General features: G+C 43.3%; 14 protein-coding genes and 1 pseudogene. 6 read left to right on the top strand and 9 right to left on the bottom strand.

The genetic code is table 11. The features are described from left to right. Positions 1-31 precede the first annotated feature (31 nt). Positions 32-682: a uracil phosphoribosyltransferase gene (gene upp / locus F6K57_RS05370; RefSeq protein ID WP_071104472.1), complete on the bottom strand. Its 651-nt coding sequence runs from the start codon at positions 680-682 to the stop codon at positions 32-34. 680 nt (positions 683-1362) lie between these two features. On the opposite strand from upp, the gene crtH reads away from it, so the two are divergent. Then, on the top strand, positions 1363-2913 hold the full coding sequence (gene crtH, locus F6K57_RS05365; protein ID WP_293065503.1) for a carotenoid isomerase: 1551 nt from the start codon (positions 1363-1365) through the stop codon (positions 2911-2913). A 27-nt stretch (positions 2914-2940) separates the two neighbouring features. On the opposite strand, the gene F6K57_RS05360 is transcribed toward crtH, so the two are convergent. Together F6K57_RS05360 and F6K57_RS41870 are read right to left on the bottom strand one after the other, a co-directional pair. Then, positions 2941-3063, bottom strand: a complete 123-nt coding sequence (locus tag F6K57_RS05360; protein WP_293021874.1) for a hypothetical protein — start codon at positions 3061-3063, stop codon at positions 2941-2943. Between the two features lie 456 nt (positions 3064-3519). After that, positions 3520-3816, bottom strand: coding sequence for a TIGR03985 family CRISPR-associated protein (locus tag F6K57_RS41870; protein WP_364301474.1), 297 nt, complete (start codon positions 3814-3816; stop codon positions 3520-3522). A 439-nt stretch (positions 3817-4255) separates the two neighbouring features. On the opposite strand from F6K57_RS41870, the pseudogene F6K57_RS05355 reads away from it, so the two are divergent. Further along, positions 4256-4453: pseudogene (locus tag F6K57_RS05355) on the top strand (IS1 family transposase); the annotation flags it as partial. Between the two features lie 1057 nt (positions 4454-5510). Beyond that, entirely contained in the window at positions 5511-5912 is a 402-nt protein-coding gene (locus F6K57_RS05350) for an Hsp20/alpha crystallin family protein (RefSeq protein WP_293021873.1), read from the top strand. A gap of 77 nt (positions 5913-5989) precedes the next feature. Here the strand turns inward: F6K57_RS05350 and F6K57_RS05345 are convergent, their stop codons facing one another. Then, on the bottom strand, positions 5990-6286 hold the full coding sequence (locus F6K57_RS05345; protein WP_293021872.1) for a DUF2470 domain-containing protein: 297 nt from the start codon (positions 6284-6286) through the stop codon (positions 5990-5992). Positions 6287-7275: 989 nt separating this feature from the next. Here F6K57_RS05345 and F6K57_RS05340 point away from each other — a divergent pair. Next, complete coding sequence (locus tag F6K57_RS05340) at positions 7276-8466, top strand: HetZ-related protein 2 (RefSeq protein ID WP_293065499.1); 1191 nt, start codon at positions 7276-7278, stop codon at positions 8464-8466. Positions 8467-9067: 601 nt separating this feature from the next. Here the strand turns inward: F6K57_RS05340 and F6K57_RS05335 are convergent. Further along, positions 9068-9532, bottom strand: a complete 465-nt coding sequence (locus F6K57_RS05335; RefSeq protein ID WP_293021868.1) for a CAAD domain-containing protein — start codon at positions 9530-9532, stop codon at positions 9068-9070. A 273-nt stretch (positions 9533-9805) separates the two neighbouring features. On the opposite strand from F6K57_RS05335, the gene rpe reads away from it, so the two are divergent. Together rpe and F6K57_RS05325 are read left to right on the top strand one after the other, a co-directional pair. Then, positions 9806-10513, top strand: a complete 708-nt coding sequence (rpe, locus tag F6K57_RS05330; RefSeq protein WP_293042750.1) for a ribulose-phosphate 3-epimerase — start codon at positions 9806-9808, stop codon at positions 10511-10513. A 105-nt stretch (positions 10514-10618) separates the two neighbouring features. After that, on the top strand, positions 10619-10804 hold the full coding sequence (locus F6K57_RS05325; protein ID WP_293042749.1) for a hypothetical protein: 186 nt from the start codon (positions 10619-10621) through the stop codon (positions 10802-10804). On the opposite strand, the gene F6K57_RS05320 is transcribed toward F6K57_RS05325, so the two are convergent. The 4 genes from F6K57_RS05320 to pstB form a co-directional block, all read right to left on the bottom strand. Further along, the gene (locus F6K57_RS05320; RefSeq protein WP_293021865.1) at positions 10737-12218 is read right to left on the bottom strand and encodes a family 10 glycosylhydrolase; all 1482 of its coding nucleotides are present in this window, start codon (positions 12216-12218) and stop codon (positions 10737-10739) included. The two genes, F6K57_RS05325 and F6K57_RS05320, sit on opposite strands and share 68 nt — an antisense overlap. Positions 12219-12867: 649 nt before the next feature. After that, positions 12868-13272 carry a photosystem II protein Psb27 gene (gene psb27, locus F6K57_RS05315; protein WP_364301414.1) on the bottom strand — a complete coding sequence of 135 codons (405 nt, stop codon included), beginning with the start codon at positions 13270-13272 and terminating at the stop codon, positions 12868-12870. A gap of 170 nt (positions 13273-13442) precedes the next feature. Continuing rightward, positions 13443-13571 carry a hypothetical protein gene (locus F6K57_RS05310; RefSeq protein ID WP_293065494.1) on the bottom strand — a complete coding sequence of 43 codons (129 nt, stop codon included), beginning with the start codon at positions 13569-13571 and terminating at the stop codon, positions 13443-13445. Between the two features lie 64 nt (positions 13572-13635). Continuing rightward, positions 13636-14466 (bottom strand): phosphate ABC transporter ATP-binding protein PstB, encoded by an 831-nt coding sequence (gene pstB / locus F6K57_RS05305; RefSeq protein ID WP_293042743.1) that lies wholly within the window; start codon positions 14464-14466, stop codon positions 13636-13638. Positions 14467-14544: the final 78 nt, after the last annotated feature.

Raw genomic sequence — 14544 nt, 5'->3', positions numbered from 1 at the left:
TCAGGGTAATAGGGGTTATTTGCTGCTCAGGTCAAGTTCCAAAAGCGCGATCGCCTGCATCACCCAAGCCTGGTACGATATATCCCTTAGCATTGACTTCCTCATCAATCATGCCAGTGTAGATGGTCAAACTCGGATAATCTGCCCCCAACTTTTGTAAGGCTGGTGGTGCTGCTACCACGCTAATAATCCGTGTTAAGTCTGGTGTTGCTCCTCGTTTTTTAAGTTCTGACATTGCCAACATCATTGTGCCACCAGTAGCCAGCATTGGGTCGAGAACTAGGACTCGTGTATTTGGGTCAAACTGATTGGGTAAGGTATTCAGGTAAAAACTGGCTTGTAAGGTTTCCTCATTTCTGACCAGACCAAGGTGATAAACCGATGCCAAGGGCAGCAAAGTTTGGGCTCCATCTAAGAGCGCTAGTCCAGCCCGCAAAATTGGCACAACTACTATGGGCACTTCTGGGTTAACCATAGTTACCTTGCACGGAGCTAGGGGAGTTTGCACTGTTAGTTCTTCATTCGGCAACCAATCCCGCATTGCTTCATAGGTCAACCAGCGTCCCAACTCGGTCATAGCGCTTTTGAACAATGGAGGTGGTGTCGAGGCATCACGGGCAACCCCTAGCCAGTGCTTAACTAGGGGATGGGGTGGAACATAGACACGTAGTTGGAGAGTCATAACAGGTCGTAACTATAAGAATTAGTGAGAAACAAATTAGGTAGTGTCAGAGGAATTGGGCAGCAGGGTTTTTGGGAATAACCACAAGTTTTGATCTAGTCGATGATAGTTTCAAGTTTTACATTGATGAATACAGTATTAACGAGTGTTTGCTTGATTCAAGCAAACCCTAAACAAGTTGTCAAAATACAGACAGCACTCAAAGGGTTTGGGCATGCTTTTAACTATGCCAATAATACTGTCAAGTGGTCAATTACAAGCAAAAACACCATAGAGACTCAGATCTACACCTGAGGGGGTGTGTGGTGTGGCGGGGGCGCGGGGTGTAATGATTGCCTTAGTTCCCAAAAAGTTTTCCCTACAGGTTCGCCGACACCCAGTAAGGGTAACAAGGCTGCTTGTTACCCTCCCCGGTGGGATGGTTAGCTAACACTCCTCCCACTCCCGGCACTCCCGACACTCCCCTTTTCGGGAAAATGCTTTTCAATATGTTGACATTTTTTTTCAACAAGACTATAGTAGTAATAAGTGTTCTCCTCTCATTAAGGATAGGCGGGTGGGACCGGTACGCAGCAGCAGGCTGGTGCCCACTTTTTTTTTTGCATTAGTAATGAACTCTTATATCAACAAGAAACGCTAAACTCAGATCCATCAGTTAATATATTTAAATTGCTAATTCCATGACTGCTGGATCCCAACCTTGCCCATCAAGCAATCAATCCCATACCATTTCCAATCAATCGGTATTTGATACTATTGTGATTGGCTCTGGTATTGGGGGGCTAGTAACCGCAACTCAGTTGGCAGCGAAGGGAGCGAGTGTGCTGGTGCTAGAAAGCTATATCATTCCTGGTGGTAGTTCGGGTTACTTCGAGCGAGAGGGGTATCGCTTTGATGTGGGAGCATCAATGATTTTTGGGTTTGGCACCGAAGGGACAACCAATCTACTTACCCGAGCTCTTGAGGCTGTCAATGTCAGTCTGGAAACAATTCCAGATCCAGTACAGATTCACTATCATCTCCCTGGTGGTCTAGAGCTAAAAGTCCACCGAGACTATGAGAATTTTTGGCAAGAACTTACTGCTCACTTCCCTGACCAACGCCAAGGAATTCGCAAATTTTACGATGAATGCTGGAAGGTCTTTAATTGCCTGAATGCCATGGACTTACTGTCCTTGGAAGAAATTCGCTATTTGACCAGGGTATTTTTCCAGCATCCCTTGGCTTGTTTGGGTTTAGTAAAGTACCTGCCCCAAAATGTGGGAGACATTGCTCGCAAGTATATTAGCGACCTCCAGTTGCTGAAATTTATAGACATGGAATGTTATTGCTGGTCTGTGGTACCTGCTGACAAAACACCGATGATTAATGCTGGGATGGTGTTTTCTGACCGACATTACGGTGGGATTAATTATCCGGTAGGAGGTGTAGGAAAAATCGCCCAAAAACTAGTGGAGGGATTGGAGAAAGCTGGAGGTCAGATTCTTTATAAAGCTCGAGTCGGGAAAATTCTGCTGGAAAAGGGCAAGGCAGTGGGTGTCCAGCTAGTCAATGGTAAAGAGTATCGAGCAAAACGAATTGTTTCCAATGCTACCCGTTGGGATACATTTGAGAAATTAGTCCCAGCTGACCAGATGCCAGCAGTTGAGCGGAAATGGCAACAGCGTTATCAGAAATCACCGGGTTTTTTGAGTTTACATTTAGGGGTAAAGGCAGATGTTTTACCACCTGGTACAGAGTGTCACCATATTGTCCTAGAAGACTGGGGAAAAATGGAGGATGCGGAGGGGACTATTTTTGTTTCGATTCCTACCTTGCTTGATCCCAATTTAGCCCCAGAAGGCTATCATGTTTTCCACACGTTTACCCCTAGCTGGATGGAAGATTGGCAAGGATTATCCCCTCGTGAGTACGAAAATAAGAAGGAAGAGGCAGCTGGATGCTTAATTGAGCGACTAGAAACGATTTTTCCTGGCTTAGATGCTGGATTGGATTACATGGAGGTGGGCACACCACGCAGTCATCGACGATTTTTGAACCGTATGGATGGAACCTATGGGCCAATTCCCCGCCGCAAGTTAATGGGATTGTTGGGAATGCCGTTTAATCGGACTGCGATTCCAGGGCTTTATTGTGTTGGGGATAGCACTTTTCCAGGGCAGGGTTTAAATGCAGTAGCGTTTTCGGGATTTGCTTGTGCTCACCGTATTGCTGTGGATTTGGGATTCTAGGTAGAATGCTTCTTAGGGAACAGCGGATCACCGGAATAGGGAACAGCGGATCACCGGAATAGGCAATAGGCAAGCTAGCAATAGGCAATAGGGAACAGGCAATAGGCAAGCTAGCAATAGGCAATAGGGAAAAAATCCTGTGTACGTCATTAATATGAGAATCGCTATAAAGTAAGTATTCAAACGCAAATTAGATCACACTCGCCACACTTCCCACACCTCCCTCTGTTTCCCTATTCCCTATTCCCACCGGCGGAGGGCAATAACTTCTAGTTGAGAAATTAATCTGGCCAATTCCTGGGTCAAAAAATCCGAACGTTTTTCCTGATAAACTTTGAGTAAGCTCTGATAAAACCAAAGGGTGCCCTCTTTACCACCTGTAAACTTTTGCCAAACTTGTTCCCCTTCTCTGTGGCAATCAGCAAGAAGTGAACGAATATTGTGGAGTTTATCAGCTAAAGCTTTAGCATATTGATAGCTATCGAGTTTATCAAAGGTGGGATTACGGAAGGATTTTTAGATGTAGTGTTGGGCAAAATTTGCATCAAAACGGAGGAGCATTAAACGGGATTTTTCATAGAAATCAAAGCCATAAGCAGAGTGTAATTATTGTTGAATATAATCAGTACTGTATTTTTCGGTATGGTTAATAATTTCTGATTTTGACCAAGGGAAATTGGGAGTATCCCAAGACAATTTTTTGAATTCGGTTATTCGTTCTAAACGGTAGTTATACCATCCCAAGGGCGGTTGGTTTTCAGTTCGCTCAGGTCTTTGACCAAAGGCACAGAGGTAATAAGCCCGATGATAATAGTAAAGACAAACTGGGTAAACAGTGTATTGTTTGTTTTTATTTAAGCAAGCACTGTTATAGATATTTTTGATATGTAGTTTAGGAGCAATCTTCCAAATTTAGGTAGTGATAAATAAGTAGTGATGCAATATTACATTTTAAATAAGGCATTTTGTTTTGAAAAAATATAGGAATTTGACTATCAATTAATTAGGTCTAATTATCTAAGTAATCATAAATAATGATTAAATAATCCTTAGAAAAATGCTAAATTTTTATTATTAACAAAAAGGTTAGTGATCAATACACCATCATAACAATGAATACAGTCTCAGATTTAATAACGCGACCCAATTGCCCTTACTGCAACTGTGAGCGAACAGTTAAAAAGCGATGCAGCAAGGGAACAGGGGGTTTCCCCCGGAGACAAAACCTTAGATAGTGGAGCCTTTATAGTTAGCAGGTTATGCAGAAAAGGGTTAAATATTTTATAATAAGGCGACCCTATCTTACGGTAAATTCAAACCATGAGCGACTGCATCAAGAACAGTAAGACCAAAGAAACGTCACAAACCAGTAGCAAAAAAAACTGGGTAAACTAATCATATTGAAAGATTAAATAATACTTTAATACAAAGGATTAGTCGTCTGGTAAGAAAAACTTTTTCATTTAAAAAAAAAATAGAAAATCACTTAGGAGCTATTTGGAATTTTATTCATCACTATAATAAGTGTTTGTCGGGTTGATTAGGCTATCACTACTTGTGTATCACTACCGCTTACGCAACGAGAATTTCCAGATCTCTAATATCATGATCGGGATAATTACCCTTAATAAAAATCTCCCCATCTCCCCATCTGGCCATCTCCCCACCCTCCCTCTAATTATGGGTATTCAACCTGACTTGATATCAAATCCACCAAGGATAACACGGCAAATAATTGAGCAATGTTTCGGGCTTGTTGACAATCAACCGGTCGATTATAGATTTTTGATACTATTGTAGATTTTTTTTATGTAATTTTTGATACAAATTACGAGGCGTTTACCCTGGAATCTCAACCCTAGTTGCTCCTCAAGTAGCGTGACCGTAGGTCAATCGCGTAGCGTGGCCGTAGGCCAATCCCGCAGCGACCCTTTTGGAGCATCGCATTTCTCTAGTTTTCTCTGCCAGAGACAAGTGACAGGATCCCTGATTTTAGGCATTTGTGAAAATTTGTGACTATTTCATTGAGCGCTTCTCATATTAATGAGATACACAGTATTTTTGGCGTATTCCCTATGGCGTATTCCCTATGGCGTATTGTCTCCTGAGCCGAAGTTCCCTGATCCCAAGTTGCTTATTCCCTGTCTTGATGCATAAATAGCTAATTAGGCCATGATAGAGTGTTTAATCAAGGCTCTAAGTATTAAAAATATTAAATTAGTATTAAAAATATTAAACAAGTTTGTCAAAGGGTCCAGCAGTTTTTATAAGATTTAGTTATAATAGGATTATTAGAAATAAATACTCATAATTAGATCTCAAAAAATAGATAGATCTCAAAAATAGATAGATCTCAAAAAAGTAGATCTCAAAAGAGTAACATCTGCTCACCGCAGCCCAAACAGTAAAATCAGATACTAAAGTAAGGACCCCGCTTGTGCATAGACGGGGCTTCCAAACATCCTAAGATTTTCTGTGAATCAATTCCTGCCAGTCTGGAACTTTCTTCTATCTAGAGTGTGGCTAGTTGGGCAACAATAAACTGGGCGGAAATTAGAGGTGAAGGTAAAAAAACTGGATAGTTGGAGATAACCATAATGGCTATTACTCGTTCGGAACATCTGCCAGATCTAGAAAGTGTGCATCGGGAACTCAACCGCCGACTCACCCATTTCATGAATAGCGACGAGGGAGGATTTCCAGGGATGACGTTTATGCCCTATGCAGAGATCGAGGAAACTCCTAAAGCCGTTTACCTGAGACTAGAAATTCCAGGCATGGAAGCCAAAGACCTTGATGTTGAACTCACGGAAGACTCTGTTTGCATCAGTGGCGAGCGCCAGTCAGCAGCTAGGACTAAAGCAATAGGTATGGTACGCTCGGAACTACGCTATGGGAAATTCAAACGGGTTATTCCAATACCAGCCAAGATTAACAGAAATCAGGTTGAAGCTGAATATCATAACGGCATGCTCAAACTCACCCTGCCTAAAGGGTAAGCTTGAATCTTCAACCTTTTCTAAGGTGAAAGTTGGTGACCTGAGGGGGTGACAACAAGGCGCTTCATTGCTGCTTGTCACCCCTTCAGGTTGGTTACTGACTGCCTTGCCTGTTTGATCATGTCAATTAAGGTGTAGTGAGCATCTTCAGAATCTTTAAGTTCATGATCAAACCTGATGCGCACAGTGGAAGACTCCCCCTTGACTTTTGTGATTATATTCATGCCTTGAGCATCAATCGAAACCATTTCTGCTTCTTCTGTATCCGGGGAATTGCCGAAAGTCTGAGCATACAGTGCCACAGCATCAGCATGATCATCGTTCATGTGCTTACAAATGCGATCGCTTACCTCAGGAGAAAATGGGTCAGACATGCTTAATCAAGAAATATAGTTATCAAAACATCTTTATCAAGATATCAGGTTTCCCCTCTCAAAACAGTCAGGACTTACCCAGCTGAAAGGAAAAATTAAGGTTTTAGCCAATAGGTAACCGCCAACGGCGAACGGGGATATCAGAATTACAGACGTTTGATAGGTCTGGGTGGATATACTGTCTATGGGGAACTCCTGATTTACCTATTAGCAGTTGACTAGCTTGGAGGATAGAATTCATAGGCACAGCGGTAATTCCAACCTGTGTAAAATTCCCAGGGTGCCTGTTTCAGCATCAAGTTAGCTGATCTGATGGGCGTTTTCTGATATATTCAATATTAGGTATGAGCATTTCCTCTGATTCAAGAAGGTATGTTAAATAGTAATCCCTAAGGTCAAGAGCTACCGGGATATCGGGTGTACTCAGCTAAATCGTCAGGGTTAGATTATCAGGGTAGACGAATCAGTGAAACACCCAGGGTAAACCCATCTAATTTTTTAAATCCTATATATAGTGTTTTTTAAATTAAATAAACACTATATGTATAAAAATAATTGTCAATAAGCACAATAAGGCTAGGTTTATTGAGAACTACCCCCGCTTACCCAACAAGATGCGTTTACCCTGGTGAAACACCTTTAAACTAAAAGCTTGATAAATACTTATGAAGATACTGTGACGGTATATCAATTGGCTGCTATCAGCATAATTCATATCATTCTCAGTGATATCTAAATAGTGGTGCTTACCCTAGTTTACGAAGCTAAAACTTGCTGGATGTCCCAGAAGTCTATTTAGGGCTTGTGATCTAGAACACATCTAAAAGAGGATCTAGATCTCCAGACAGGCGTGCTATCTATCATCCTACTGGTGTGACTTTCGTAAGCGTAGTTATGGGAGTTTGATCACTTCCAATACCTAGAAATTAGTGGTCAAATAGAAAGCAGTCACTACCCACTTCGAGTGAGTAGAAACAGGGAGGGTTGTCATGCAAACTTTAAAACAGGGATCCAAGGAGTGCAATGTCATGGCAAAGTTGGCGGATAAACTGGAAAGAGAATGGCAGTCGCGCTTGTTGAGTGACTGTCCCAACCAAAATCCAGCCACCAGCTCCAGTATTGTACAGTGGTTAATTGGAGAAGATAAAGAGGGGTTTGACACTCTCACTCAGAGCAAACTGGTAATCGCTGTCCAAGCAATGGAGTATCGTTACAGAATTTTGCAACAGCGTTACTTGGGGGTGCCACCAGAACGTTGCTATCGCAATTTGACCACCCGCTTAGCTAGTCTAGTTACCTTACGCAATAAAATCCGCACTTGGGTGTCCCTAAGTCGCGATCGCCAAAGGGCTGTGGTGGATGTTCTCCAAGAAGTGATTCAGGAATTATTAAATAGCGATCGCTATATCCAAAAGCAAATTGCCTGGATTAGACAATGTACCAAGGAAGAACCGCTGCGCAATGCTTTATTATTAACTACTCTTGAAGAGTATTGTCTGCGCCCGATTCGCAACCAGCCCTTAGTTGTCTATCGGTTTGTCAACTTTCTGCGTCGGTCTCAACGTGGCGGTATGACCCATGTGCCAGAAGGAGACATGGTACGTTTAGTGTCAGAGTCAATCAACCCGGAAGGGGAAACCGATGCCCCAGTAAGTCTATTGGATAACCAAGCCATTACTAATTATCAACATAAGCAGGCTTGGGAAGACAAACAAAGCCTAAGGATGTCCGTATCTAAGGAATTTGAGGCTTACTTAGAGAAAAACTTAGGGTCTGAGGCGGCCCTTTGGCTGCGACTTTACTTGCAAGGTCAATCTCAAGAGGCGATCGCTCGTCGCCTAAATTGGCCGATCAAGAAGGTCTATCGTCTACGGGAAAAAATTAGCTACCATGCCATTCGTGTCTTTTCCATCAATGGGGTAAAAGGCCAGCCAGACTTAGTAGCCAGTTGGCTGGAAACATCCTACACTGAGCACAGGTTTGGACTAACCCCAAGGCAATGGCAAGAATATCAGCAAAAACTGACCCCTGAACAACAGCAGTTGCTGGATAAGATGAAAGCTGGTCATACCTTCGAAGCGATCGCTAACGATCTTAACTGGAGAACTAACCAGGTGATGGGTGAATGGAACAAACTCTATCTAGCAGCTCAAGCCCTGCGCAGTGCTTCGGCAAGTTGAGGTTTGAATTTTATTATCCAATCAATCCCGCTAATTATTGATCAATAAGTGATAGGTATTAATTAGTATAGCTACAAGGAGCTACAGCCAAACAACACCAATTTACTTTCATCAAAAAAAAATGGGTCTGAAACCCCGTCCTTCTAGGACGGCTTTGTGCTAGAATATCATAAAACGCAATGAAGGGAAAAGGAAGGGTGAAACTCCCAGCAGTGGGACGCCTTGGTTAAATGGTAGTTACTCGAAATGGGGACTCGGTCTAAGACTCCAATTCCAGCCCAATGCCACGCAAGAGTCTTTTCGGAAAGCGAATCAAAGTACTTCAAAAAAAAAGTAGACTCAATGACATTTCTGTCGGAGAGAGTAGAGGCAATTGGCACCGCCAAGTGGACTATCAACCCCATGTTGGTAGTTGTTACGAGCAATGCCCCAAAAGGGTACCTCCTCTAAATAATCCTCGCGCCTTTAGGCCGGGGAGTGTCAAACTAATTTAGTCAAACTAATTTACTGGAATAGGGCATGGAAAGCAATTGAGACAATTGTCCATGCCCTATTTTTTATACTCCTCACCTGACAAGGGCTAATGCCACCAAACTAGATATCACTTTTTAGCTATAAACTGACCTTTAAGGGATTGAATCTCCCCTGATAATTCTTGGCGTGTTTCGACTTTGAGTAGATAACGAGCTACAAACCAGATGGTATAGCCAATACCCACTAATTCAAACAACGGTGCCATCAGGGGAATATCGTTAATTGCATCCAGCACCGCCAACGTGACCTTAACAGTAATGAACCCAGCCAGCAAAAGACCAACGGTAAGCAAGGGTTTTTGGTAATTGCTAACAAATCCGCCGATATATTCCGGCAATTGTGACAAAATTTCTGTAAGAGTTTGCAACCATTCCTGCCACGGTTGGGTCAGTCCTGGCTCAGGAGCAGTGAGTTTGGCTATAGCACCAGGTTTGTCAACTTTGAGGTCTACTTTCAGCTGTTTTTCATCCTCCAGGGTAGTTTCATTGGTGCTGCTCTGAGTATATGCAGATGCTTGGGGATTTGACGCCATATTTCCTCCAAAATTCTATTAAAGCAGGATATTCTATCGTTTGAGCAAGGCAGCTGCATAAAATTACAGACTGACTAACTGTTGCCCATGTTATCAAAAGTTCCATCATGACCTGCTAGGGGTGAGCATCCGTAGGTATGGGCTGATTTATAGCCCACTGGTCACGAGACCAGTGGTCACTAAGTAGGTCAGCACCACAACAACTCGTTAGGGAAAATCTAAAGATTTTGTTAAAATACTAAAAAATAAGCTTCCAGGAGAACACCTCCAATCATGAGCAACACCCTATCCCAAAAGCAAGTTGTTATTGCCCCTTCTATCCTGTCAGCTGATTTTAGCCGACTGGGAGAAGAAATTAAGGCTGTGGATGCCGCAGGGGCTGATTGGATTCATGTTGATGTAATGGATGGTAGATTTGTCCCTAACATCACCATTGGTCCTCTAGTTGTTAAAGCCATTCGCCCGATTACCGAAAAGCCACTGGATGTCCACTTGATGATTGTGGAACCAGAAAAGTATGTCGCAGACTTTGCTAAGGCAGGGGCTGATATTATATCCGTTCATGCTGAACACAACGCTTCACCCCATCTGCACCGAACTCTCTGTCAGATTAAAGAATTGGGTAAGCAAGCAGGTGTTGTACTTAACCCCTCCTCATCCTTGGATTTAATTGAGTACGTCCTAGAAGTCTGTGACTTGATCCTGATTATGAGCGTCAATCCTGGCTTTGGTGGTCAAAGCTTTATCAAAGAAGTTGTGCCAAAAATCCGCAAACTGCGTCAGATGTGTGATGAGCGTGGTCTTTCTCCCTGGATTGAAGTTGATGGGGGACTCAAGGTGAACAATACCTGGGAAGTGCTAGAAGCCGGAGCGAATGCGATTGTGGCTGGCTCAGCTGTATTCAAGGCACCAGATTACGCAGAGGCCATTAGCGGTATTCGTAACAGCAAGCGTCCTGAACCCCAGTTAGTAACTGCTTAATCAGAACTATCCCCATTAGGCCAATCTTAATCAGAGGTCGAGGGGGCTGATAAGGGTAGGTTTTTAACAAAGACGTGAGTATGGGGTGTAGGGTGTGTCGAAGCGATGCAGCAGCTTCATGAGGGGGTTGGGGTTGGGTTTGACCCTGATCTAAAAAACCTACTCCCTACTCCCTACTCCCTACTCCCCTCAGGTCATAAGTACCTCAGTCAAGGTCGAACTGCTATAATCTGCAAAACTTTCGCTCGCGGTCAAATTCTGGATTTTGCCAAGAGAAAGCAAAATGGCTGACTGAGTTAATTTGTGGTGTCACTCGGCGCAATGCCTGCATCTGGTTTTCTAGGGAAGGACGATTTTTTATGGATCTTCCCCAAGTTCCTGCTAATGCTGGTTTTACGTCTGTTTCCGACGATGCCCACTTAAACACCCGTTTGACTAAATTGGCAATACAACCGGTGTGACCACAAACACCATAAGACATGGGATGCCATTCCAGGGAACGGGGAAAATGTTCCCAAGGCTGTAGTCTCGAATCATAACCCATGCGACCTACAACTTGGTTGCCATCAGGGAAAAACACTGCACCGGCTTGTACCCCAGCTCGCTCTGCTGCCAATTCACCTAATTTGAGAAAGTCTAATATCCCTTGGGCAGCGTGAGCAACACTGAGTTGCCACAACTGCCATTGTATAGTTCGAGTACTCTCTCTTGGGGAAGGAGTGCGACCTTGCCACAGGGGAGTTTTTTCATCAGGGTAGAGCTTTTTGACAGCTTTTATATCCCTAGTACTAATGGAACCCTTACTCAGATAGCGCCGAATTAGCTCCTTACCTTGATTGTTACCAGCCCGTTGATACAGGGCTTGCTTAGCTGCATCACTGTAAATCCAAAGATCCTTGACACTGCTGGCCACAGACTGGGAACCTGAACCACGGGGATAGCGAATGTAGTCGAATAAAATCCCATCGGGGCGTCGCTTTAATACACCCTTAAGCATCTCATAGTAGTCTACCTGGGCTTGTCGATTATAAGGGTCGATAAATACTTGAGAGCCATTCTTAACTACCGACAAACTGGTCTCTCCCCGACCATTGCGGGCAAGAATCTGTTGCCGCTCGGCACGATGACCGTAGGTATAACCAAAATTCATGGTAAACATCCAGGCATATACCTGCAAACCCCGCTCACGACCTTTTTGAATCGCCTGGGCTAATAAATCTACGTTCTCATTCCCCGGTTGTTGTATGACTGACGGCCAAGGAGTACGATTATCTGCCTTTGGTAACAGGACGCGACCATCGTAAAATACTTCAACGTAGACCTGATTGTAGCCTTGGTTAACAATACGGTCGAGGGTTTCCTCAAGGGCTCCAGGACGAGCATCACAGGGATATAAGCGCACCCAAATGGCTTGATTCTTCGGCCAGGTTTGGGAACGACACTGCTGTAAGAAACTGGCGTGTTCCTGGATAATGGTTTGGTAGCTGATTTTAGAGTTTGAGTTGTCCTTTAAGGAATTAACTCTTAAGCTTTCTTTTTGAGCGATCGCTTCCTGAGTAAAGTGGCAATAAGCTTTTGTTTTTGCCTCAGCGGTTGGTACCAACCAACACTGACTCAACAGACTACTTCCTACTGCAAAGGCGGCAATCAAGCTACGATGTAGACCTTGCCGGTGTTGCCTCCGTTTAACAAAACTGTTATACATTCCTAGAAACACTACAAAAGAACAGAAAGTTAGCCAAAAGCCAGCTAACTCATCCCCGATTGGTTCAATATTTTTGAAATCTGCCCCAGGTGCAGCATCAGGGATTCTAAACGGATACTACGAGAGGGTCAGCAAGTCACTAACTCGTTTTCATCCCCGCCGTTATTGCACAGGGGTTTTTAACTGGGATTTTTGGTAAAATTAGCTTTAGCTAGTTATTATATGGTTTAGGGATAGAAAGGGAAACACCAAGGGAGGGGTCAGAGGTAAATCTATATCGTTTTATTTGATGCATATATCATTAAATTTGTCAAGCAAGTTTGATTATTGTCGATTATTAGCTAACTAAAGCCCTAGTAGTAGTGATAAACCATATAATCATTAGTCTAACCCCTAACCGCGCTTCGGCTGGCATTATCTTTAACTGTTTTCAGCTCTCTTACCTACTGTTCCGGAAAATTCTTACTTATAATGAGAGTTAGGGGGAGAGCAGATAAAAAAATTGGCCAAAACTTTGAGATCATCGATAATCCTACCCTCCCTTGGGTGGGATGTTCTCAAGAAACCTGAAGATAGGACAGGTTTCTACTCGCAGTTTTTTTGTTAACCCAGCTTATGCCTCGCCTATTCTAGGCGAGGTATCGACAGCTTAAGCGCCCCGTTTGAGAGAACGCTCTACTTGGGAAAATTCCTGCTCTAGACGATCCTTCACCTTTTTCGGTAAAGGGCGATTGGGATAGGAACTGTAGTAACCAGCCAAGGAATTGACAGCAGTTCGCATGGTAGTGAAGGAATTAAGGGTAGACACAGATCTATCTCTGCGGTAGCGCGAAGCATAGTCATTCATCAGTAGAGTTGCTTTTTCACGAATTGCCGTCTTATCTGGTGAATCTTCTGGTAATTCAAGGGCTTGTCTTAATTCTTGTAGAGCAATTATTGTATCCTGACGGTAATCTCCTGTTAAGCCTGTACCACTTGAGGCACAACCAGTTAAACCGATAACCATAACCAGTACCAGGGCAATAAAACCTGATAAGTAGCGCTTTATTCGCATGATTGACAACAAATCCAATTTTATAATCAGATTTGATCCTATCTTGAATTGGTACTGGGGGGATCATCCCCATCAGAAAAAAAAATCCCACGGGCCTGTTGCCATGGGATGTGTAGTCTCAGATCAAATCTCCCAGGAGTTGGGTTTGAAACGCAAGGTTTCGCTCGATGTTAGGCGTTGCTTAATCTTCTTGTGAATAGGAGTAGAGTGGGCATCCTGCCCGCCCGAAAATAAGCATGAAACTGGCAAGATGCCAGTTCCACGCAAGATGCCCATTCCACGCAAGATGCCCATTCCACAAAACTCTTAAAATCATTCCATTATTAAGCAACGCCCCATGTTAGGGCAAAATGTTAGGGGGATTTAGCCGAAACGCCCACTAACATAGTCCCTGGTTGCTTCCTGCTGAGGATTTTGGAAGATGACTTCAGTTCTATTGAACTCTACTAAATAGCCTTGTTTGCCACCTGTTTCCGTTGCCCTAGCGTTATAGAAAGCGGTCATGTCTGCTACTCGGGTAGCTTGTTGCATGTTGTGGGTAACGATAACAATCGTGTATTTCTCTTTCAGCTCGTGCATTAGTTCTTCCACTTTGAGGGTGGAGATGGGGTCAAGAGCAGAGCAGGGTTCATCCATCAACAACACTTCTGGCTTAATGGCTAAGGCGCGAGCAATACACAAACGCTGTTGTTGACCGCCAGATAGAGACAGACCACTCTGTCTTAGTTTATCTTTGACTTCATCCCAGAGGGCAGCTTGTTGAAGACTGCGCTCCACTAATTCATCCATGTCCCCTTGATAGCCGTTAATCCGGGCTCCAAAGGCAATATTTTCATAAATGGATTTGGGAAAAGGGTTTGGCTTTTGGAATACCATGCCAATGCGGCGACGTACTTCTTCAATGCTGTTGTCAAACTTTTTATCATAGAGATTTTCGCCATGGAAGGTAATTCTACCTGTCACCCGTGCTCCTGGAATCAGGTCGTTTAAGCGATTAAAACATCGCAACAAGGTGCTTTTTCCACAACCAGACGGTCCGATAAAGGCGGTAACTTGTTTTTTCGGAATATCTAAATAGACATCTTTGACTGCTAAAAATGATCCATAGTATACGGAAACTTTTTCAGCCCGTAAAACCGGATATTGTACTTCTACAGACGAAGTTGTGCAGTCCATAACTTGGTTATAATTCATATTTAAATCCTCTGTGTAATTGTCAACTTTTGAAATCAAAACTGAAAACTTTTCCATCCCTTTGAATCTGTATTTTAA

This window comes from Moorena sp. SIO4A5, assembly GCF_010672005.1.
Taxonomy (GTDB): domain Bacteria; phylum Cyanobacteriota; class Cyanobacteriia; order Cyanobacteriales; family Coleofasciculaceae; genus Moorena.
The sequence above is the reverse complement of the archived record's forward strand: the minus strand, read 5'-3'. Positions and strand labels throughout refer to the sequence as shown.